Raw genomic sequence first — 22,175 nt, forward strand, 5'->3', positions numbered from 1 at the left:
TGATGTAACGTTTTTGCACCACGACAGGCCGACCCGCCTTCGCTGCCTGCTGGTGGTGCATCAGGCGCTGAGCGACTCTTCTCTGGCGCTGGCCGCCAGCTCTTCACCAGCCAGCTGTAGCTGATACATCTGCCAGTAGCGGCCTTTCGCCGCCAGCAGCTGCTGATGGTTGCCCCGCTCGACGGCCTGACCGCGATGCAGGACCAGAATGGTATCCGCCTCAACGATGGTCGACAGACGATGGGCGATAACCACCAGGGTGGTATGCTGGCGAACCTTCGCCAGCGCCTGCTGGATCGCCTGCTCGGTGCCGGAGTCGATGTTCGCCGTCGCCTCATCCAGAATCAGAACCTGCGGGGTCTCCACCAGCACGCGCGCCAGCGCCAGCAGCTGCTTCTGTCCGACGGAGAGATTATTGCCCTGCTCGCCCAGCTGGGTGTACAGGCCGTCGCGCATGCTGCGCGCCACCGCCGCCAGCTGCACCGCCTCCAGCGCTTCCCAGACCTGTGTTTCGCTGATGTCCCGGCCCAGCGCGACGTTGGCGTAGAAGGTATCCGCCAGCACCACCGGATCCTGTTGCACCATCGCGATGCCCCGACGCAACGCGCTGTGGCTGAGAGAAGAGAGCGGCCGGCCATCGATGCGGATCTCCCCGTGGGTTAACGGGTAATAGCCCATCATCAGACTGGCGAGGGTACTCTTCCCACTGCCGGTATGCCCGACCAGCGCCACAAAACTGCGGGAAGGTATATCCAGCGTGATATCCTGGAGGACCAGACGATCCCCGCGGTAGGCAAAGGAGAGATGGTCGATTTCCACCCGACCGCTGCTCAGCGGCGCGTCATCGGCGCCCCACGCCTGGCGCGGACGGTCCATCAGTTCGAAAACGCGTTCGCCGGCGACCACCGCCTGCTGCAGCATCGACTGCTGGGTGGTCAGCTCAATGAGCGGCTCGTTGAGGCGTCCGAGATAGCTGATAAACGCGTACAGCACCCCGACCTCAATCGTGCCCGCCGCGCTAAAGCCGAACAGCATCAGCAGCCCGCACAGCACCAGCGAGGAAAAGAGGCTCAGCAGCGGACGCAGCAGAAAACCGTCCAGGCGCAGCGTCTGCATCCGCGCCAGGTAGTGGGCGTAGCTGGCCTCGCGCATCCGTTCGCCAAAACGCGCCTGCTGGCGGAACTGCTGGATGACCCCCATGCCGTTGATCACTTCGTTAAAGCCATCGTTGATGTCGGCAAGCCAGGCGCGCACCCGGCGCACGATCGGCGTGCTATAGCGCTGATAAATGATCATCACGATCAGCACCGCCGGGAAAATCGCGATCGCCACCAGCGCCATCCGCCAGTCGAGGCTAAACATCGCCACCAGCATCGCGCCGATCAGCGCCGCGCTGCGCAGCACCGTTGCCACTACCGTCACATACAGGTCACGAATGACTTCGGTATCGTTGGTCACGCGTGAGATCAGCTGCCCGACCGGCTGAGTATCAAACTCGCTGAGCGGCTGATGCAGGGCGGCATCCATCACATCGCTGCGTAACTGCTGGACCACGCCGACCGCGGCGCGGTTAAACAGCAGCGACTGGTTATAATGCAGTAGCGCCGCCAGCAGCTGCAGACCGATATAGGCTGCCGCCAGGCCTGCCACCAGCTTCAGCGGCAGAGTCTGTTTCGCCACCATATTGTCAATGAAATAGCTGATAAGCAGCGGGCCGCTCACCTCCGCCGCCGCCGCGATCCACATCATCGCCACCGCGATGGCCAGCGGCTTACGCCACGGTGAACCATAGGCCAGCAGGCGTTTAAGCGTCGGCCAGAGTTCGGTAAAGCTACGCATCCAGGGCCTCCTCTTGCTCCTGGGGAACCTCGTCGAGCGCGGCTTCCAGCTGCTGATACCGATACATGTCGCGGTACCAGCCGGGCTGCACCGCCAGCGCCTCATGGCGGCCGCGCTGGGCGACATGCCCATGCTGCAGCACCAGGATTTCGCTGGCCTCAGTCAGCGCCGACAGGCGGTGGGCGCTGATGATCACCGTCCGCCCCTCTCCCCACTGGCGCAGGTTATGCAGGATCTGGTGTTCGGTGCGGCCATCCACCGCGGATAAAGCATCATCAAGGATCAGAATTTCGGCCTCCAGCAGCAGGGCGCGGGCAATCGAGATGCGCTGTTTCTGGCCGCCGGAGAGCATCACGCCGCGCTCGCCCACTTCGGTATCGTACCCCTGGGGCAGACGCAGAATGTCGTCATGCACGCTGGCCAGCCGCGCCACCCGCTCAATCTGTTCCGGCGTCGCGTCCGGTTTTCCCAGCGCGATATTATTGGCGACGGTATCGGAGAATAAAAACGGCGTCTGATTGACCACCGCCAGCCGCTCGCGCCAGCTGTCGAGCTGCAGACGCGGTAGCGGCAGATCGTGAAAGCGGATCTCGCCGCTGGTGACGTCAAAATGGCGCTGCAGCAGGGCCAGAATGGTGCTTTTGCCAGCGCCCGTCGGCCCGCAGATGCCCAGCATTTGCCCCGGCTGCAGGGTAAAATTAACCTGTTCCAGCGAAGGTTTGCTCGCCTGCGGATAGATGAAATCGCGGATAGCGACCTGCAGGACGCCGCGGCCAGCCGGTACCGTCTCGGTCCCGTCGTCCACCGCCGGCGCCTCTTCGAGCATGGTGCGAATACGACCATAGGCCGCGCTACCGCGCTCCACGATGTTAAACATCCACGCCAGCGCCAGCATCGGCCAGATCATCAGACCAAGGTACATCACAAAGCTGGTGAGCTGACCCAGCGTCAGGCTACCGTGGATCACCATCCAGCTGCCGCCGCCGATGGCCAGCAGATTCGCCGCCCCGATGGCGATATAGATAGTAGGGTCGAAGCGAGCGTCAATGCGCGCCACGCGCATATTTTTCGCTCCGGTATCGGCCGCATCGGCGGCAAACTGCGCCGACTGGCGATCCTCCAGCCCGAACGCCTTAATCATGCGGATGCTGGTCAGACTCTCCTGCGTGCGATCGTTGAGGCTGGAAAAGGCCGCCTGGGCAACGCGAAAACGTTCGTGAAGGGCATCGCCGTTGCGTTTGATCGCCAGGGCCATCAGCGGCATCGGCAGCAGCGCCAGCAGGGTGAGCTGCCAGCTAATCTGCGTCGACATCACAATCAACACCGCACAGCCCATCACCAGGGAATCCACCAGGGTTAACACCCCTTCACCGGCGGCAAACACCACCCGGTCCACGTCGTTGGTGGCGCGGGCGATCAGATCCCCGGTGCGATGGCGCAAATAGAACGCCGGATGCTGGCGGCTCAGCTGCCGGTAAAAGTCTTCCCGCAGTTCAACCGCCAGCTGGTAAGAGGCGCCGAACAGCAGCACGCGCCAGACATAGCGCAGCAGGTAAACCATCACCGCGATCAGCACCAGCGCGCCGATCCACATCCACACCTTCTCCGCGGTGTAATGTTGTTGCGTCACGCCGTCGACCACAATGCCCACCACCTTCGGCGGAACAAGCTGCAGGACGGCAATAATGGCCAGCAGGGCAATGGCGCCAAGATAGCGGCGCCACTCCCGGCGGAAATACCAGCTGAGTTGTGCAAATAATCGCAAGCAGTAAGATCCTGATTTTGTTATGGGTTACGGCGCAATACCGTTATTCGACAGGCAAGGCGGTGGTGTATTTTATCTGTTCCATGGCAAAACTCGAAGTGACATCCGACAGCCCCGGCACGCTGTTCACCAAACGTTTATAAAAGTCGTCATAGCGCTTCATATCGGCCACCTGCACCCGCAGCAGATAGTCATACTCCCCCGCCATCCGCCAGAAGCCGAGCACTTCAGCCATCTGCGTCACTTCGCTCACAAAATGGCAATACCAGTCGCTGCTGTGATGTTGGGTCTTGATCAGGACAAACGCCGTCAGCCCCAGCCCCACCTTTTCCGCATCCAGTAAGGCGACGCGCCCGCGGAGAATACCGTCATCCTCGAGTCGTTTCAGGCGTTTCCAGCAAGGGGTCGTGGTCAGATTAACGGCATCAGCCAGCGCCTGCAAAGAGAGGGTGCAATCTTCCTGCAGCAGCGCCAGCAGCTTACGGTCAATTTTATCTAACATAAGGCCACCAGAGAGAATAATTTACTCCCGCAATTGTAATTGAAAGGCTAAATAGCAACAATTTTTCCCGCACAATCCGCTAAGCTGGGCACAAAATGACAAACAGGAATCCGAGATGAATAGCGCCTGGGTAAAACACGCCATTAGTGAAATTAACGCCGACTATCAGCGTTCCGCCGATACACACCTGATTCGCCTGGCGCTGCCTGGTTTTCCCGGGATCCCGATTTATCTGAAGGATGAAAGTACGCATCCGACCGGTAGCCTCAAACATCGTCTGGCGCGGTCGCTGTTTCTCTATGGCCTGTGCAACGGCTGGATCAAAGAAGGCACCACGATTATCGAATCGTCTTCGGGTTCGACCGCGGTTTCTGAAGCCTATTTCGCCCGCCTGCTGGGGCTGCCGTTTATCGCCGTGATGCCCTCCTGCACCGCCAGACGCAAAATCGAACAGATCGAGTTCTACGGCGGACGCTGCCATTTTGTGCAGAACGCCTGCGAAATCTACGCGGCTTCCGAAACGCTGGCGCGCGAGTTGAACGGTCACTATATGGATCAGTTTACCTTCGCCGAGCGGGCCACCGACTGGCGCGGCAATAACAATATCGCCGACAGTATTTTCCGCCAGATGAGCCATGAGCCGCACCCGCAGCCATCGTGGATCGTGATGAGCGCCGGCACCGGCGGCACCTCAGCGACCATTGGCCGCTATATTCGCAGCCAGGGCTACGAGACGCAGCTGATGGTTGTCGACCCGCAAAATTCGGTGTTCCTCGATTACTGGCAGACTCGCGACGCCAGCCTGCGCAGCCCGGTCGGCAGCAAAATTGAAGGCATTGGCCGCCCGCGCGTCGAACCATCGTTTATACCCGACGTTGTCGATGAGATGCTGCGCGTGCCGGATGCGGCGAGCGTGGCCACTGCTTTGTGGCTGGAAACGCAGCTTGGACGGAAAGTCGGCGCCTCGACCGGAACCAATATGTGGGGGGTGCTGCAGCTGGCCGCGCGGATGCGCGAGGAAGGACGCACGGGTTCCCTCGTGACCCTGCTGTGCGACAGCGGCGAGCGTTATCTGGAAAGCTATTACAACCCACAGTGGGTGGCGGCCAACATCGGCGATATCGCCCCCTGGCAGGCGGAGCTCGCCCGGCTGGTCGGCAGAACATAAAAAAAGCCAGATAGAATGCTATCTGGCTTGCTGGAAGGGTCTCTCTATTCGGGGGAATAAGGAAGATCAGGATTATCCAGCCAATGCGTTAAAAAATGGGAGACCGCCTGATGCCGGCAGTCGCCGATAACCGGGAGATGCGGCAGCTCGGCTTTCAGCTGCGGCATCGCGTTGCCCATGATGAACCCCCGCCCGACGCTGCGAAGCATCTCGCGATCGTTCATCGCATCGCCGAAGGCCATGCACTCCTGTAGGGTGAGGCCCAGGTGCTGGCTCAGCCTCGCCAGCGCCGCGCCTTTATTGCAGCCAACCGGCAGCACTTCCAGACAGTCCATCGCCGAGAAGCAGAGAAACGCGCGCTGGCCCAGCGCCTCATTCAGTTGGATCCGCAGGCGGCGCAGATCGTCATGATCGCCGCAGAAGCAGATCTTGGTGACATGATGCGCCGACATACGTTTCGGATCGCACAGTTGATAGCGAAACCCGCTAAAGACATGCGCCTTCAGCAGCTCAGGCCTTGCCTGGCCGGTGAACCAACCGCCGTCATTAAACACGTGCATGCTGGCCCGGGTATCCCATCGACTATGCAGCACTTCTTCCGCTACCTCGGGATTGAGATCCTGGCGGTACAGCTCCTCCCCTTCCAGCGAGTGGATGCGCGTCCCGTTGCCCGTGATCAGAAAGGCGTCCAGGGAAAACTCACCCATCACATGGTGCATCTCCAGCGCATGGCGGCCGGTGGCGAACGTCAGGGTGATATCGCGTTCCCGCAGCCGTTTCAGCGCGGTGAGCGTCTTTTCTCCGAGACGATGGTCCGGCATCAGCAAGGTGCCGTCCATATCAAATGCTGCCAGTTTTGCCATGGTATTTTCCCCAATGTGTGATGGGCTTCGCTTGTGCTGCAGTATCACCTGGGATATACGGAAGTAATAGTGAATAGATAATATAAATTGTTCCGGGTTTATTACGGCCCGGTGGACGACAGCGCTTATGCGACTCTTACACCGTTTAAATCAGTACCAGCGGCTGTGGCAACCCTCAGCCGGGGCGCCGCAGCAGGTCACCGTCGGCGAACTGGCGGAACGCTGTTTTTGCAGCGAACGCCACGTCCGTACCCTGCTGCGTCAGGCGCAAGAGGCCGGATGGTTAAGCTGGCAGGCCCGCTCCGGGCGCGGCAAGCGCGGACTGCTCTCTTTTTACAAAACGCCGGAACGTTTGCGCAATGAGATGATGGAGCTGGCGCTGCATAAAGGTCAGCAGCAAAACGCGCTGGAGCTGGCGCAGCTGGCCCCGGTGGAGCTGAAAGCCCTGCTCCACCCCTTTCTGGGCGGTCAGTGGCAAAATAATACCCCGACGCTGCGTATTCCATACTATCGCCCGCTGGAGCCGCTACGCCCCGGCTTTCTGCCCGGACGCGCCGAGCAGCATCTGGCCGGGCAGATCTATGCCGGGCTGACGCGCTTCGACGAAGGCGACACTATGCCGATCGGCGATCTGGCGCACCACTGGCAGGTCTCCCCTGACGGCCTGCGCTGGCAGTTTTATATCCGCTCCACGCTGTGCTGGCACAACGGCGATGCGGTGGAAACCGCACAGCTGCGGCAGCGCTTACTGCTGCTGCTGGATCTGCCCGCCTTGAGGACCCTCTTCGCCAGTATCAGCCGCATCGATGTCACTCACGCCCAGTGCCTAACCATCACGCTGCATCGTCCTGACTACTGGCTGCCGTTCCGCCTCGCCAGCTATTGCAGCGTGCTGGCCCATCCTGACGATCCGGCCATCGGCTGCGGACCGTTCCGCCTGAAGCGGTTTAGTCCGGAACTCGTCCGCCTGGAGAACCATCCCCGCTACCATCTGCGGCATCCGCTGATCCAGGCGGTGGAGTACTGGATCACCCCCCAGCTCTTCGATCGCGATCTCGGCACCAGCTGCCGCCACCCGGTGCAGATCACGATTGGCGATCGCGAAGAGCTCCATAACCTGCGCCAGGTCAGCAACAGCATCAGTCTTGGCTTCTGCTATCTGACCCTGCGTCACAGCCCTCGGCTTAGCAAAGCGCAGGCCCAGCGGCTGGTATCGATAATTCACCGCTCATCGTTGCTGGAAACGCTGCCGCTCGACGAGGATCTGATTACGCCAAGCCATGAGGTGTTGCCGGGATGGTCCATCCCGCAGGGGCCGGAAAACAGCGCGGTGCCGCTGCCGGCCAGGCTCACGCTGCTCTACCATCTGCCGGTCGAACTCCACGCCATGGCCGAACAGCTGAGACAGCGGCTGGCTGTGCTGGGCTGCGAGCTGACGCTTCTGTTTCATGACGCCAAAAACTGGGAGGGCTGCCAGCATCTGGGGCAGGCCGACCTGATGATGGGCGACCGCCTGATCGGCGAAGCGCCAGAGTATGCCCTGGAGCAGTGGCTGCGCTGCGATATGCTGTGGCCCAATTTGCTGACCGGGGCGCAATATGCCCATCTGCAGGCGACATTAGACGCGGTACAGGCGCAGCCGGAAGCCCGCAGCCGCAACGATGCGCTGCGCAACGTATTCAACAACCTGATGGAAGACGCCATCATGACGCCGCTGTTTAAATACAACTATCGGATCAGCGCCCCGCCGGGTGTCAATGGCTTGCGCCTCAACGCCCGCGGCTGGTTCGACTTCGCCAGCGCCTGGCTGCCGGCGTCGACGTGAGAGAGCTGGTGGTGGCGGGCGTCTGGCGCTACCATATCGCCTTTACTCATTAAGTCAGGAATTGCCATGAAACGCGCCGTAGTTGTCTTCAGCGGAGGACAAGATTCAACCACCTGTCTGGTGCAGGCTCTGCAACAGTATGATGAAGTGCATTGCGTCACTTTTGATTATGGCCAACGCCACCGCGCGGAAATCGACGTTGCGCGCGAACTCGCCCTGAAACTTGGCGCCGTCGCGCATAAAGTGCTGGACGTTACCCTGCTCAATGAACTGGCGGTCAGCAGCCTGACCCGCGATAACATTCCGGTACCGGACTATCAGCCTGATGCCGAGGGCATTCCCAATACTTTTGTCCCGGGGCGCAATATTCTGTTTTTAACCCTGACGGCAATCTACGCCTATCAGGTAAAAGCCGACGCTATCATCACCGGCGTGTGCGAGACCGATTTCTCCGGCTACCCGGACTGCCGCGATGAGTTTGTCAAAGCGCTGCACCACGCCGTCAGCCTTGGGATGGCGAAAGACATTCGCTTTGAAACCCCGCTGATGTGGCTGAACAAAGCCGAGACCTGGGCGCTGGCCGACTACTGGGGTCAGTTGGATCTGGTGCGCCGGGAAACCCTCACCTGCTACAACGGCATTAAGGGCGATGGTTGCGGCCAGTGCGCCGCCTGCAACCTGCGCGCTAACGGGCTCAACCAGTATCTGGCCGATAAGGTCGGGGTAATGGCGGTGATGAAGCAAAAAACCGGCTTGACACAGGCATAGCCTCCGAAGAGGTATCTGCCCGAAGCTTCAGTTCAAATTCCCCGGTGGCGCTACGCATACCGGGGCAAGGGGTTGATCACCTTCCGGAGGTCGAGGCGCGCCATCACCCGGCACGCACGCGACGGTTGTCAGCGCAAGTTCATCTGGTCGAGTTTCTCACGCAGTTCCCCTTCCAGCGGCAGCGCCTTCTGGGTTTTCAAATCAATACAGACGAAGGTGATCAGCGCATCGGCCACCACCTCGCCATTGGGGTTGAGGGTGACCACCTGGCTGAGCGTGCCGCTTTTGCCGTTGAGTTGCTCCAGTTTGCTGCGCACCGTCAGCACATCGCCCAGGACCGCCGGACGGCGGTAGTTGATATTAATATTCACCACCACGAAGGCGATGTTTTTCTCGGTCATCCACTGAAACGCCGGACTATTTTCCAGACCGTCCCAGCGGGCCTCCTCAAGGAACTCCAGGTAGCGTGCGTTATTCACATGCTGGTAGACGTCCAGATGATAGCCGCGAACTTTAATTTGTGTCTGCATAGCATCAATGCCTTTCTGTTATTGTTGTTTATGAGGTAAGAGGTCACACCACTTAATGCAACCTCTTTATCCTGGCAAAAAATCACCGCTGTGCAAGCGCTGGCATAAAATTTACAGCGTCAGATGGGCTAAATTCCGCTCCACCAGCGCACTGCCCATCCCCGGGACCTGCTTCAGGTCATCAAGGGTTTTGAATGGCCCATACTCCTCACGGTAGCTGACAATCGCCTGGGCTTTTTTCAACCCCACGCCATTCAGAGCCTGCGCCAGCTGCTCGGCGCTGGCGTGGTTAATGCTGACTTTGGTCGCCCCGTTGTCGGCCTCGCCGGGTTCCGCTTTCGCTTTCGCCGAAGAGGACGCCGGGACATGCTCTTTGGTTACCACCGCTTTGCCGCTGGCGGGGGCGGCCAGCGCGCCCTGTGCGCCTACCGCGAAAACCAGAACGCCCGCGGCCATCAGTGCTTTTATTCCATATTTCATGCTGATATCTCCTTGTGTGTAGACAGCAAGGCTACGATAGCGTCAGTGCGGATGGACGACAAAAGGCAAATCACAGAAATGGAAAGGGCCGCGAAAGCGGCCCCTGAGGATTACATGGTGTTGCGTATTTTTGCGAAACGACGCGAAATTACTGCTGCTGGTCGATGCTGTCGCCCAGCTTAATTTTCGCCGCCTTGCGCAGGTTGCTCATCAGCGCTTCGAAAGCGATTTGGGCATTGTTCTGGGTAATCCCCTGAACCATAGCCTTCTTCTGCTCTTCCGGCATGCTGCCTGCTTTCACTTCATCCAGCGCCACCAGCACCACATCGCCTTGCATGTTGCTGCCAACGCCATAGACCGGTTTGCCCTGCTGCGGCAGCGGCAGAGTGAATGCCAGCTGGCTCAGCGGATCCTGGCCGGTACGGGAAAGCGTCTGCGGCGCGCCAAAGCTCAGGCCAGCCGCCTTCATCGCCTCATCGCCTTTGCCGTCTTTCAGCGCCGCCAGCAGCTTATCGGCATCCAGCTTCGCCTGCTGTTCCGCTTTATTGTGCTTAACGATATCGCTGACCTGCGCCTTCACTTCGGCCAGCGGTTTCACCGCCTCGGCTTTGTGCTCGCTGATACGCAGAACAAAAGCGCGATCGCCATCAACGGTAATGATGTCAGAGTTGCTGCCCGGCGCGCCGTTCGCACCGACCAGACCGCCGTTGAAGATAGCGTCAGCGACCGGTTTAAAGTTCAGCTCTTCCGGCAGGTTATCGCGGCCAAACCAGCCGGTTTCCACCACCTGCACTCCGGCGACCTGCGCCGCGCCCGCCAGCGATTCATTATCGTTGCTGGCCGCATCGCTCACCTTCTGCTGCAGCGCATAGTAAGCATCCAGCGCTTTCTCCTGCTTCACTTTCGCCGCAATGTCATTGCGCACGTCAGCCAGCGGCTTGACCTGCGCCGGCTGGACGTCGTCCAGACGGGCCACCAGGAAGCCAACCGAGGATTTGATCACTCCGGAGAGCTGGCCTTTCTCTTTCAGGCCGGCCTCTTTCAGCTCAGGCACGGTAGAGGCATCTTCCATCCACCCCATATCGCCGCCGTTGCGGGCAGAAATAATATCGGTCGATTTTTCTTTTGCCAGCGTGGCGAAATCAGCGCCTTTTTGCAGCTCGGCCAGCACCGCTTTCGCGTCGGCTTCAGTTTTAGTCTGAATCACGCTGTAGCGATTACGCTGCGGCTGAGTGAACTGATCTTTATGCTGGTCATACCATGACTGGATTTCTTCGTCAGAGGCGTTTTCCTGCATGCTGGCGGCATCCATCTTGATGTAGCTCACGCGGAACTGCTCCGACGCCATAAAACGGGCCTGATTCTGCTGCCAGAAAGCGTTGATTTCCTCATCGCTGGCGGTCTGTTTTGCCGCCAGGGCGTTGACGTTGATGGTCGCTTCGCGGACGACACGCTGCTGAGACACCAGCGCCGCCAGCTGATCGGACTCACCCGGCAGCATGAAATCGGTACCCGCAATGGCGTTAATCAGCTGCTGCGTGGTCAGCTGGTTACGCAGCGCCTGGGCGTACTGATCGGTGGTCATTCCCATCTGGGCGACAATACCACTGAAACGCTGGTTGTCGAACTTACCGTTCGTCTGGAACGCCTGGGTCTGGAAGATCGCCTGCTTCACCTGCTCATCGCTGATGCTGAGGCCCAGCTCGCGGGCATACTGATCCAGAAGCGACTCATCGATCAGGCGGTTCAGCACCTGCTGGCGCATGGTTTTCATGTAGTTTTCGTTCGCCGCCAGCTCGGAGAACTGGTCGCCAAGCTGCTGCTGCATACGGTTACGTTCGCTGGCGACGGCGTTTTCAAACTGCCCACGGCCAATCTCCTGGCCATTCACTTTTGCGGCATAGTTTTTGCCACCGCCAATCAGGTAACCACTCACCCCGGTCAAAATGAACGAGACGATAATGATACCGAAAATAATCTTGAGCACGACGCTGTTGGCGGCCGTGCGTAGGTTGTCCATCATGGTGTAACAACGCTCCGCTGTAGATGACTTTAGCTCGCGCAGCATAGCACGTGATGGCCGCCGCGCGTGAGGACGTATTTTGACAAGAAAATAGGGTGATTGTCAGCCCACAAGTGGCGATAAACACACATAAAGTGGTCTGAAAAGGCAATAAAAAAGGCACATCTCACGATGCGCCCTTGTACTTCGTCACATTCCCTGACGGGAAAGCCGATCAGTTCACCGCGTCTTTCAGCGCTTTACCAGCACGGAAGCCCGGCACTTTTGCGGCAGCGATAGTAATTTCTTTACCTGTTTGTGGGTTGCGACCAGTACGGGCGGCACGTTCTTTAACAGCAAAGGTACCGAAACCTACCAGCGCAACGTCATCCCCAGCCTGCAGAGATTCAGTAACAGAAGCGATTAAAGCATCTAACGCACGTCCAGCTGCAGCTTTAGAAATGTCCGCACCCGCAGCAATTTTGTCAATCAGTTGAGATTTATTCACTGTTCTCTTCCTCTCTTTATAATTTATATCGCACCAGAGTCCTTCATAGTGCGACCGCGCAGCAGTTATATCAGGACTGTCATGCCCTTACAACAGCAGTTGTCGATGACCCCCCTGCCAGCGATCTAAGTTAGCTACACAAAAAAAGGCTGGCAAGTCCGAAATGACTTACCAGCCCTATTTTTATTAGCGCAATTTGCGCAGAATCACTATTTCGCGGTCACAACCTGCATGCCGAACGGTTCGTTCTGCAGCGCAAGTGTCAGAACTTCCTCGATTCGTTTCACCGGATGGATATCCAAATCGGCGATAACGTTATCCGGAATTTCTTCAAGGTCGCGTTTGTTCTCATCAGGAATCAGAACAGTCTTAATACCGCCGCGATGCGCCGCCAGCAGTTTTTCCTTCAAACCGCCGATCGGCAGCACCTGACCACGCAGCGTAATCTCCCCGGTCATCGCCACATCGGCGCGTACCGGGTTGCCGGTCAGGCAGGAGACCAGCGCCGTACACATGGCGATACCCGCGCTCGGGCCATCCTTCGGCGTCGCCCCTTCCGGTACGTGGACGTGAATATCACGCTTCTCGTAGAAGTCGGCGTTAATGCCCAGCTTGTCCGCCCGCGAACGTACCACGGTCAGCGCAGCCTGAATCGACTCCTGCATCACCTCGCCCAGCGAGCCGGTGTAGGTCAGTTTGCCTTTACCCGGTACGCAGGCGGTTTCGATGGTCAGCAGATCGCCGCCCACTTCCGTCCACGCCAGACCGGTCACCTGACCGACGCGGTTCTCACTATCGGCGCGGCCATAGTCGAAGCGCTGTACGCCGAGATAATCATGCAGATTCTCACCGTTAATTTCGATGTGTTTCAGCGTTTTATCCAGCAACAGCTGCTTAACGGCCTTACGGCACAGCTTGGAGATTTCACGCTCCAGGCTACGAACGCCCGCTTCACGGGTGTAGTAACGAATAATGCCGATAATGGCGCTATCGTCGACGGTCAGTTCGCCTTTCTTCAGCGCGTTGCGTTCGATCTGCTTCGGCAGCAGGTGACGCTTGGCGATGTTCAGTTTTTCATCTTCGGTGTAACCCGAGAGGCGAATCACTTCCATACGGTCCAGCAGCGGCGCCGGAATGTTCATGGAGTTGGACGTCGCCACGAACATCACGTCGCTGAGATCGTAATCCACTTCCAGATAGTGGTCGTTAAAGGCCACGTTCTGTTCCGGATCCAGCACCTCAAGCAACGCGGAAGCCGGGTCGCCGCGCATGTCGGAAGACATTTTGTCGATCTCATCCAGCAGGAACAGCGGGTTTTTCACCCCCACTTTCGCCATTTTCTGGATCAGTTTGCCCGGCATCGAGCCAATATAGGTCCGACGATGACCGCGAATTTCCGCTTCATCGCGTACGCCGCCCAGCGCCATGCGGACGTATTTCCGGCCGGTCGCTTTGGCGATAGATTGACCCAATGAGGTTTTACCTACCCCCGGCGGTCCCACCAGGCAGAGGATCGGCCCCTTGATTTTGTTCACCCGGCTCTGCACCGCGAGATACTCAAGGATGCGGTCCTTCACGCGCTCCAGACCATAGTGATCGGTATCGAGGATCTCCTGGGCCTGACGCAGGTCTTTCTTGACCTTACTGCGCGCATTCCACGGCACCTGCACCATCCAGTCGATGTAGCCACGCACGACGGTCGCTTCCGCAGACATCGGCGACATCATCTTCAGCTTCTGCAGTTCCGCTTCGGTTTTCTCTTTCGCCTCTTTCGGCATTTTCGCCGCGTCGATCTTGCGCTTCAGCGCTTCGTTTTCGTCCGGGGCGTCGTCCATCTCGCCGAGTTCTTTCTGAATCGCTTTCATTTGCTCGTTCAGATAGTACTCGCGCTGGGATTTCTCCATCTGCTTTTTGACGCGGTTGCGAATGCGCTTCTCAACCTGCAGCAGATCGATTTCCGATTCCATCATCGCCATCAGATATTCCAGACGTTCGTTGACGTCGGACATCTCCAGCACGGACTGCTTGTCCGCCAGCTTCAGCGGCATATGCGCCGCGATGGTATCCGCCAGGCGCGCCGGATCGTCGATGCTGTTCAGCGACGTCAGCACTTCCGGTGGGATCTTTTTATTCAGCTTGATATAGCCTTCAAACTGGCTGATAGCGGTACGAACCAGCACTTCCTGCTCACGTTCGTCAATCGCCGGCGAGTCGAGATACTCCGCTTTCGCCGAGAAATGTTCGCCATTATCAGACAGCGCAGAAATGCGTGCACGCTGTAGCCCTTCGACCAGCACCTTCACGGTGCCGTCCGGCAGCTTCAGCATCTGCAAAATAGACGCCACGGTTCCAACGGTGAAAAGATCGTTTACACCCGGCTCATCCGTCGACGCTTCTTTCTGCGCAACCAGCATGATTTTTTTATCATGGTCCATGGCCGCTTCGAGGCAACGGATAGATTTTTCCCGCCCTACGAACAGGGGTATGACCATGTGCGGATAAACCACCACATCGCGCAACGGCAATACGGGGATTTCAATGCGTTCAGAACGCTCAGGATTCATAGAGCTCTCTCTTAGTTTAAAGTCCGCCAGGTAGCCGACGACGCCACACTCCACTGCATCGTCGTTAATATGTAATCCAGTATATGGGGATGTATTCCACACATTCAACGGCGGGAATGCAGGAAAAATAAAAGGGGAGATAAAATCCCCCCTTTTTGTTAACTGCTTGAGTGAAATGGCTAATTATTCGCCAGATGCCTGCTGAGCTTCCGGTTTGCCGTAGATCAGCAACGGTTTGCTCTGCCCGGCGATAACCGACTCATCAATGACCACTTTTTCGACATCTTCCATCGAAGGCAGGTCATACATGGTGTCCAGCAGCGCCGCTTCCACAATGGAACGCAGGCCACGGGCGCCGGTTTTACGCGCCATCGCTTTCTTGGCGATGGCATCCAGCGCTTCGTCGCGGAATTCAAGCTCTGCGCCTTCCAGGCTAAACAGCGCCTGATACTGCTTGGTCAGGGCGTTTTTCGGCTCTTTCAGGATCTGGATCAGCGCTTCTTCGCTCAGCTCGTTCAGGGTCGCCACTACCGGCAGACGGCCAATGAATTCCGGAATCAAACCAAACTTGATCAGATCTTCCGGCTCGACCTGGGCCAGCAGTTCGCCTTCGCTCGCTTTGTCGGACTTCGCTTTAACCGTCGCGCCAAAACCAATGCCGGAGCCGGTTTCCACACGGTGGGAAATCACTTTATCCAGACCGGCAAACGCGCCGCCGCAGATAAACAGGATCTTGGAGGTATCAACCTGCAGGAACTCCTGCTGCGGGTGTTTACGCCCGCCCTGCGGCGGAACGGCGGCGACGGTGCCTTCGATAAGCTTCAGCAGCGCCTGCTGCACGCCTTCGCCGGAGACGTCGCGGGTAATCGACGGGTTGTCGGACTTACGCGAAATTTTGTCGATTTCGTCGATATAGACGATGCCGCGCTGCGCTTTCTGCACGTCGTAGTCGCACTTCTGCAGCAGTTTCTGAATGATATTTTCGACGTCCTCACCCACATAACCGGCTTCGGTCAGGGTGGTGGCGTCCGCCATGGTAAACGGCACATCCAGCAGGCGCGCCAGCGTTTCCGCCAGCAGCGTTTTACCGGAGCCGGTCGGCCCGATCAGCAGAATGTTACTTTTACCCAGCTCTACGCCATTGCTGGTATCGCCATTGCGCAGACGTTTGTAGTGGTTGTATACCGCGACCGCCAACACTTTTTTCGCCTGTTCCTGACCGATGACGTAGTCATCAAGGTGGTGGCGAATCTCGTGCGGCGTCGGCAGCGCGCTGCGCTCGCGGTGCGGCGCAACTTCTTTAATCTCTTCGCGAATGATGTCGTTACATAAATCAACGCATTCGTCGCAGATATACACGGATGGCCCGGCGATCAGCTTACGCACTTCATGCTGGCTTTTGCCGCAAAAAGAGCAATACAACAATTTGCCCGATCCATCTTTGCGTTTATCTGTCATGAGTCCAAACCTCTTTTTAAGTTCTTTGTGCCGCACACGACGACGCAAATGCCATTCTCAGGCGCAAGCCGCCATATAGCGTTGTGCCGCCCTTCATTAGTATATACACAAAATCCTTCGCGCTACATCGAGGCGGTAGCGAAGCTACCGGCCGCCTGCCTGCCCGGCAAGCCTCCGGAAAAATGCCAACCGCTTAGCAGACGTGGCGAGAAGGATGCAGCGTAAAGCGGCACCCTTGCGCCTCGGGCATCAATTACGATGGGTCAAAATAGAGTCGACCAGTCCGTACTCCACGGCTTCCGCAGCAGAGAGGAAGCGGTCACGCTCGGTGTCACGCTCAATCTGCTCAAGAGACTGGCCGGTATGATGCGCCATCAGCTCATTCATGCGTCCTTTCACCTTCAGGATTTCACGGGCGTGGATCTCAATATCCGTCGCCTGCCCCTGATAGCCGCCCAGCGGCTGGTGGATCATCACGCGGGAGTTCGGCAGGCAGAAACGCTTGCCCTTCGCCCCGGCGGTCAACAGGAACGCGCCCATGGACGCGGCCTGTCCCATACAGATGGTGCTGACGTCCGGCTTGATGAACTGCATGGTGTCATAGATCGACATCCCGGCGGTGATCACCCCGCCCGGAGAGTTAATGTACAGGTAAATGTCTTTTTCCGGGTTTTCCGCTTCCAGAAACAGCATCTGCGCCACGATCAGGTTTGCCATGTGGTCTTCGACCTGGCCGGTCAGAAAAATGACGCGTTCCTTAAGCAGACGGGAGTAGATATCAAAAGAACGTTCACCGCGTGAGGTCTGTTCAATGACCATCGGCACCAGGGCCATATGGGGTGCAAAGTTGTCTCGTTCGCCACTGTATGACATTTCCGTCTCCTGGAGTAATTTTAAAATACCTGCTGCACTGATTGTAACCTTACGGACGGATTATCAGCCACAGTTTCTATCCGCTGAACGCGTCACCGCCTCTTCAACACGCGTGCAATTGCGGATGCAGTTGCCTCCCCCGGTAATGGGGATGGCGTTGCCATATTTCAAGCATAACAAGCTTTTGCTGTAACGCTATCATGGTAAATGCGTTTTAGCACCGTGCCTGAGGCTGGCATTATCCTAAAAAAAAACCCGCCGCCTTTCGGCAACGGGTTTTTGCCCGAACCTTACACCATCGCGGCGAAATTACGCCTGCTGGTTCATCAGTTCGTTGAAGGAAGTGGCTTTTTCAGACACTTTGGCTTTCGCCAGCACGGCTTCAACAGCCTGCTCTTCCAGCGCCACGTTGCGCATGTTGTCCATCAGCTCTTTGTTCTTGCTGTAGAACTCAACCACTTCTGACGGATCTTCGTAAGCAGAAGCCATCTCTTCGATCAGGCCTTTCACGCGCTCTTCGTCAGCTTTCAGCTCGTTGGTGCGAATCACTTCGCCCAGCAGCAGGCCAACCACTACGCGGCGTTTAGCCTGCTCTTCGAACAGCTCACGCGGCAGTTCCAGAGCCTGTTTCTCGTTGCCACCGAAACGCTGAGCAGCCTGGCGACGCAGCACGTCGATTTCGCTGTCGATCAGGGCCGCCGGAACGTCGATTTCGTTAGCTTTAACCAGACCTTCGATAGCCTGAGACTTCACGCGGTTACGCACAGCGCCTTTCAGCTCGCGTTCCATGTTTTTACGCACTTCAGCGCGCAGGCCAGCGACGGAACCATCTTCCACGCCGAAACGTTTGATGAATTCTTCGGTCAGCTCCGGCAGTTCACGTTCTTCAACTTTCTTCAGGTTGATAACGAACTTAGCCGCTTTACCTTTCAGGTTTTCAGCGTGGTACTCTTCCGGGAAGGTCACGTCGATGGTGAACTCGTCACCCGCTTTGTGGCCTTTGATACCGTCTTCGAAGCCCGGGATCATACGACCCTGACCCATCGCCAGTACGAAGTCAGACGCTTTGCCGCCTTCGAACTCTTCGCCGTCTACGGAACCGGTGAAGTCGATGGTTACGCGATCTTCAGCGTCAACTGCGCCTTCTTTGTCTTTCCAGGTGGCCTGCTGCTTGCGCAGGGTTTCCAGCATGGTGTCAACGTCAGCGTCGGTCACTTCAACAACCGGTTTTTCTACTTCGATCGCTTCCAGACCCTGCAGTTCAACTTCCGGGTACACTTCGAACTCTACCGCGTAGGTGAAGTCTTCGCCCAGTTTGTATTCGCCCGGAACGTAGTTCGGCGCGCCGGCCGGATTGATTTTTTCTTTGATGATCGCGTCAACGAAATGACGGCTCATCAGGTCGCCCAGCACGTCCTGGCGAACGGATGCGCCATAACGCTGAGCAACAACATTCATCGGCACTTTGCCTTTACGGAAGCCGTCAATGCGAACTTTTTTCGCTACGTTGACCAGCTCGCTTTTGACAGCATTCTCGATGCTGTCAGCGGCGATAGTAATCGTTACACGGCGCCCAAGGCCCTGAGTGGTTTCAACTGAAACTTGCATCTTGTTACCTCAAAAAAATCACAGTGCTCGGTCAACTCTGGAAGCGCGTGTAGGTGGCTTCGCAGAACCGGGATGCCCTCTTCAAATCAGAAACACATTCCCTGTCGTCAGAATCATCCCGAAGACATTCATATATAAGACGCGGCATTATAGCGGCATCACTTTTGTGAGTCGAGAACGGTTGTCGCCTGGTGCTGCGGCATTTTTCACATTTCCCGCTCAATTTTGTCCGCAAAAGCGCTGACTTTGCGCATTTTCCAGGCAAAACAAAACGGCCCGTAGGCCGTTTTTGCTAAATCTGCAAGCAACATACTGGAAAAGCGCCAGCGGTTGCAAATGGGATTTCTAGGCGATGCTCCCCGCGCCGCGGCATGGCGGCGAGGCGAAAACCGTATCCTGTAGCGCTTCCCATTCTTTAATCGTGTAGGTGTGCAACGCCAGGGCGTGCACCGTATTCGACAGCTCCTCGGTTAGCGTGCCGTAGATCATACGGTGGCGATTAAGGAAACGCTCGCCAGTGAAGCGATCGCTCACTAACACCACTTTAAAATGACTTTCAGAGCCCGCAGGGACGTTGTGACGATAACTTTCATCCACGACTTCGAGATACATCGGGTCGAACGCTGCTCTAAGTTTTGCTTCGATCTGTTCACGTATCATCATGAATTTTCTCCTCCGACAACGCTGAGATGCCGCCACTCCTTTTAAATGTTAGCCGCTTTTACCGCTTCCATTAGGAGAAAACAACAAAAAATTAGCATTGTTCTGATATTTTCATTCAAAAGTATCACGTTTACTGGCTCTGGTCGCCAGATCCGCCGGGGAAAGAGCGATTAACCGTAGCGGGGCGCTCAGAAAACCGCCAGGGCGATGGATTTACACGCGTTGCCACTTCCCCTTGCCGTTGGCAATGCTATGATGGCGGTAATTTTCCTTATAACAACACCATGCGTTGAGACCTGAACATGCTTAAGAAGATCCTTTTCCCGTTGGTCGCCATGTTTATGCTGGCAGGATGCGCCACGCCGCCGACCACCATTGAAGTATCGCCGAAAATCACGCTGCCGCAGCAGGATCCGAGCCTGATGGGCGTGACCGTCAGCATCAACGGCGCCGACCAGCGTCCGGACCAGGCGCTGGCGAAAGTGACGCGCGACAACCAACAGGTCACCCTTACCGCCTCCCGCGATCTGCGCTTCCTGCTGCAGGAAGTGCTGGAGAAACAAATGACCGCGCGCGGCTACATGATTGGCCCGAACGGCGCAGTCGATCTGCAGATCATCGTCAACAAACTCTACGCTGACGTCTCCCAGGGCAACGTGCGCTACAACATCGCCACCAAAGCCGATATCGCCATCATCGCCACCGCGGCAAACGGCACGAAGATGACCAAAAACTACCGCGCCAGCTACTCGGTTGAAGGTGCCTTCCAGGCCTCGAACAAAAACATCGCTGATGCCGTCAACAGCGTCCTGACCGATACCATCGCCGATATGGCGCAGGACACCAGCATTCACGATTTCATCAAGCAAAACGCGCGTTAATGCCACCACGAACCCGGCCTCCGCCGGGTTCGTGCTTTATGCTATGTCCAGTCACTACTTACGCATTTTTCAGCAGCCTAAATCAGCGATTTTGCTGATCCTCGGCTTCGCCTCCGGTCTGCCGCTGGCCCTCACCTCCGGTACCCTGCAGGCCTGGATGACGGTGGAAAACATCGATCTGAAAACGATCGGTTTTTTCTCGCTGGTCGGCCAGGCCTATGTCTTTAAATTCCTCTGGTCCCCGCTGATGGACCGCTACACGCCGCCGTTTCTCGGCCGACGTCGCGGCTGGCTGGTCACCACCCAGATCCTGCTCCTGTTGGCCATCGCGGCGATGGGCTTTCTTGAACCCGTCTCCCAGCTGCGCTGGATGGCGGCGCTGGCGGTGGTGATCGCCTTCTGTTCAGCGTCGCAGGACATTGTCTTTGACGCCTGGAAAACCGACGTTCTGCCGGCGGAAGAGCGCGGCGCCGGCGCCGCGATCAGCGTGCTGGGCTATCGCCTCGGGATGCTGGTCTCCGGCGGTCTGGCCCTGTGGCTCGCCGACCGCTATCTCGGCTGGCAGGGGATGTACTGGCTGATGGCGGCGCTGCTGGTGCCCTGCATCATCGCCACGCTGCTGGCGCCCGAGCCGAGCGACGTCATCCCGGTTCCCCGATCGCTGGAGCAGGCGGTGGTTGCCCCGCTGCGTGATTTTTTCGGCCGTAACAACGCCTGGCTTATTCTGTTGCTCATCGTTCTTTATAAGCTTGGCGATGCGTTTGCCATGAGCCTGACCACCACCTTTCTTATCCGCGGCGTCGGTTTTGACGCCGGTGAAGTGGGGATGGTGAACAAAACCTTAGGCCTGTTCGCCACCATTCTCGGCGCCCTGTACGGCGGCGTCCTGATGCAGCGGCTGACGCTGTTCCGGGCGCTGCTGATTTTCGGTCTGCTGCAGGGGGTCTCCAACGCCGGCTACTGGCTGCTGTCGATTACCGATAAGCACCTCTATTCCATGGCGACCGCGGTATTCTTTGAGAACCTGTGCGGGGGAATGGGCACGGCGGCGTTTGTGGCGCTGCTGATGACGTTGTGCAACAAGTCGTTCTCCGCCACCCAGTTCGCGCTGCTCTCGGCGCTGTCCGCGGTTGGCCGCGTGTACGTCGGGCCGATCGCCGGCTGGTTCGTCGAGGCCCACGGCTGGTCCACCTTCTATCTCTTCTCTGTGGTCGCGGCGGTGCCGGGGATCGCGCTGCTGCTGCTGTGCCGGCAAACGCTCGAGCATACCCAACGCACGGCAAGCTTTATACCGCGTAGCGAATATCCGCAGGCCTATGCGCTGGCGCTGGGGATCCTGACGCTGGGCTGCCTGCTGCTGGCGGTATGGCTGGGTCTGCTGATCCTCAACGCGCTGGGTTATACGTCGTTCAGCTTCCTGTCCGGCCTGCTGGAGGTTGCCGCGCTGACGGCCGTTGGCGGTATTTTGCTCGGCGGCCTGCTCGACTACCTGGCGCTGCGTAAAACCCACCTGATTTAAGGACGCTGCATCATTATTAGCCGTTGTAATTACGAAGCGTAATTATAACGGCTTATTAACGCTTTTATATTGCCCGCCGCGCTATTTGTTGTTTTGTGCGTTTTTGTTTTCTGGAAATTATTGACAGTTTTCATTCGATTCTTTAAATAATTTAACCGATTCAGCTACGCCGTTTTTATTTCACGTTTCCACAATGTCTTTTATTTGATAATTAAATGTTAAACAATTGTTCTAATTTTTGGGTGGTTATGCCCATTCGCCGCTAAGCACTCCTTTTCTTATCCCTTTCGTTATCGATCCCACGAAAATCAGGCATTGCAAGCGATTACGTAACACTACGTAACATATGTGACAAAGCA

Annotated in this window: 18 protein-coding genes; 5 read left to right on the forward strand and 13 right to left on the reverse strand. The window is 57.5% G+C overall.

The genetic code is table 11. From position 1 onward, the window contains the following. Positions 1–60: 60 nt before the first annotated feature. Genes ABLX76_RS08085 through ABLX76_RS08095 form a run of 3 tightly spaced genes read right to left on the reverse strand, consistent with a single transcriptional unit; the run spans position 61 to position 4,106 of the window. A complete protein-coding gene (locus ABLX76_RS08085; protein ID WP_072413907.1) occupies positions 61–1,839 on the reverse strand; it encodes a SmdB family multidrug efflux ABC transporter permease/ATP-binding protein in 1,779 nt (592 codons plus the stop codon). Continuing rightward, positions 1,832–3,604, reverse strand: a complete 1,773-nt coding sequence (locus ABLX76_RS08090) for a SmdA family multidrug ABC transporter permease/ATP-binding protein (RefSeq protein ID WP_023288622.1) — start codon at positions 3,602–3,604, stop codon at positions 1,832–1,834. The genes ABLX76_RS08085 and ABLX76_RS08090 overlap by 8 nt, the downstream gene beginning before the upstream one ends. 43 nt (positions 3,605–3,647) lie before the next feature. Next, positions 3,648–4,106, reverse strand: a complete 459-nt coding sequence (locus ABLX76_RS08095) for an Lrp/AsnC family transcriptional regulator (protein ID WP_048296864.1) — start codon at positions 4,104–4,106, stop codon at positions 3,648–3,650. A gap of 115 nt (positions 4,107–4,221) precedes the next feature. On the opposite strand from ABLX76_RS08095, the gene ABLX76_RS08100 reads away from it, so the two are divergent. Beyond that, positions 4,222–5,274 carry a PLP-dependent cysteine synthase family protein gene (locus ABLX76_RS08100; protein WP_023288621.1) on the forward strand — a complete coding sequence of 351 codons (1,053 nt, stop codon included), beginning with the start codon at positions 4,222–4,224 and terminating at the stop codon, positions 5,272–5,274. Positions 5,275–5,318: 44 nt separating this feature from the next. On the opposite strand, the gene cof is transcribed toward ABLX76_RS08100, so the two are convergent. Further along, positions 5,319–6,137, reverse strand: a complete 819-nt coding sequence (gene cof / locus ABLX76_RS08105; protein WP_044521268.1) for an HMP-PP phosphatase — start codon at positions 6,135–6,137, stop codon at positions 5,319–5,321. A gap of 127 nt (positions 6,138–6,264) precedes the next feature. On the opposite strand from cof, the gene ABLX76_RS08110 reads away from it, so the two are divergent. After that, the gene (locus tag ABLX76_RS08110; RefSeq protein WP_048296861.1) at positions 6,265–7,962 is read left to right on the forward strand and encodes an SgrR family transcriptional regulator; all 1,698 of its coding nucleotides are present in this window, start codon (positions 6,265–6,267) and stop codon (positions 7,960–7,962) included. A 66-nt stretch (positions 7,963–8,028) separates the two neighbouring features. Then, positions 8,029–8,730: a 7-cyano-7-deazaguanine synthase QueC gene (queC, locus tag ABLX76_RS08115; RefSeq protein WP_023288618.1), complete on the forward strand. Its 702-nt coding sequence runs from the start codon at positions 8,029–8,031 to the stop codon at positions 8,728–8,730. Positions 8,731–8,858: 128 nt separating this feature from the next. Here queC and ABLX76_RS08120 read toward each other — a convergent pair whose 3' ends face one another. The 9 genes from ABLX76_RS08120 to bolA form a co-directional block, all read right to left on the reverse strand. Next, positions 8,859–9,260, reverse strand: coding sequence for a YbgC/FadM family acyl-CoA thioesterase (locus tag ABLX76_RS08120; RefSeq protein ID WP_086075206.1), 402 nt, complete (start codon positions 9,258–9,260; stop codon positions 8,859–8,861). A gap of 111 nt (positions 9,261–9,371) precedes the next feature. Further along, positions 9,372–9,740, reverse strand: a complete 369-nt coding sequence (locus ABLX76_RS08125; RefSeq protein ID WP_023288616.1) for a helix-hairpin-helix domain-containing protein — start codon at positions 9,738–9,740, stop codon at positions 9,372–9,374. A gap of 148 nt (positions 9,741–9,888) precedes the next feature. Further along, positions 9,889–11,763: a peptidylprolyl isomerase gene (gene ppiD, locus ABLX76_RS08130; protein WP_348874410.1), complete on the reverse strand. Its 1,875-nt coding sequence runs from the start codon at positions 11,761–11,763 to the stop codon at positions 9,889–9,891. A 214-nt stretch (positions 11,764–11,977) separates the two neighbouring features. Beyond that, positions 11,978–12,250, reverse strand: a complete 273-nt coding sequence (gene hupB, locus ABLX76_RS08135; protein WP_002444653.1) for a nucleoid-associated protein HU-beta — start codon at positions 12,248–12,250, stop codon at positions 11,978–11,980. Between the two features lie 209 nt (positions 12,251–12,459). Continuing rightward, the gene (gene lon, locus ABLX76_RS08140; protein WP_023288614.1) at positions 12,460–14,814 is read right to left on the reverse strand and encodes an endopeptidase La; all 2,355 of its coding nucleotides are present in this window, start codon (positions 14,812–14,814) and stop codon (positions 12,460–12,462) included. A gap of 183 nt (positions 14,815–14,997) precedes the next feature. Next, complete coding sequence (clpX, locus tag ABLX76_RS08145; protein WP_002891807.1) at positions 14,998–16,272, reverse strand: ATP-dependent protease ATP-binding subunit ClpX; 1,275 nt, start codon at positions 16,270–16,272, stop codon at positions 14,998–15,000. 249 nt (positions 16,273–16,521) lie between these two features. Next, a complete protein-coding gene (gene clpP, locus ABLX76_RS08150) occupies positions 16,522–17,145 on the reverse strand; it encodes an ATP-dependent Clp endopeptidase proteolytic subunit ClpP (protein WP_002891804.1) in 624 nt (207 codons plus the stop codon). Between the two features lie 309 nt (positions 17,146–17,454). Beyond that, on the reverse strand, positions 17,455–18,753 hold the full coding sequence (gene tig, locus ABLX76_RS08155) for a trigger factor (protein ID WP_023288613.1): 1,299 nt from the start codon (positions 18,751–18,753) through the stop codon (positions 17,455–17,457). Between the two features lie 345 nt (positions 18,754–19,098). Continuing rightward, complete coding sequence (gene bolA / locus ABLX76_RS08160; protein ID WP_002891649.1) at positions 19,099–19,416, reverse strand: transcriptional regulator BolA; 318 nt, start codon at positions 19,414–19,416, stop codon at positions 19,099–19,101. A 302-nt stretch (positions 19,417–19,718) separates the two neighbouring features. On the opposite strand from bolA, the gene ABLX76_RS08165 reads away from it, so the two are divergent. Both ABLX76_RS08165 and ampG read left to right on the forward strand, forming a co-directional pair. Beyond that, the gene (locus ABLX76_RS08165) at positions 19,719–20,297 is read left to right on the forward strand and encodes a lipoprotein (protein WP_004204800.1); all 579 of its coding nucleotides are present in this window, start codon (positions 19,719–19,721) and stop codon (positions 20,295–20,297) included. Positions 20,298–20,340: 43 nt separating this feature from the next. Then, positions 20,341–21,816, forward strand: a complete 1,476-nt coding sequence (ampG, locus tag ABLX76_RS08170; RefSeq protein ID WP_023288612.1) for a muropeptide MFS transporter AmpG — start codon at positions 20,341–20,343, stop codon at positions 21,814–21,816. Positions 21,817–22,175 lie beyond the last annotated feature (359 nt).

The organism is Klebsiella sp. JB_Kp004 (assembly GCF_040065795.1).
In the GTDB taxonomy this organism is placed as follows: Bacteria; Pseudomonadota; Gammaproteobacteria; order Enterobacterales; family Enterobacteriaceae; genus Klebsiella; species Klebsiella quasipneumoniae.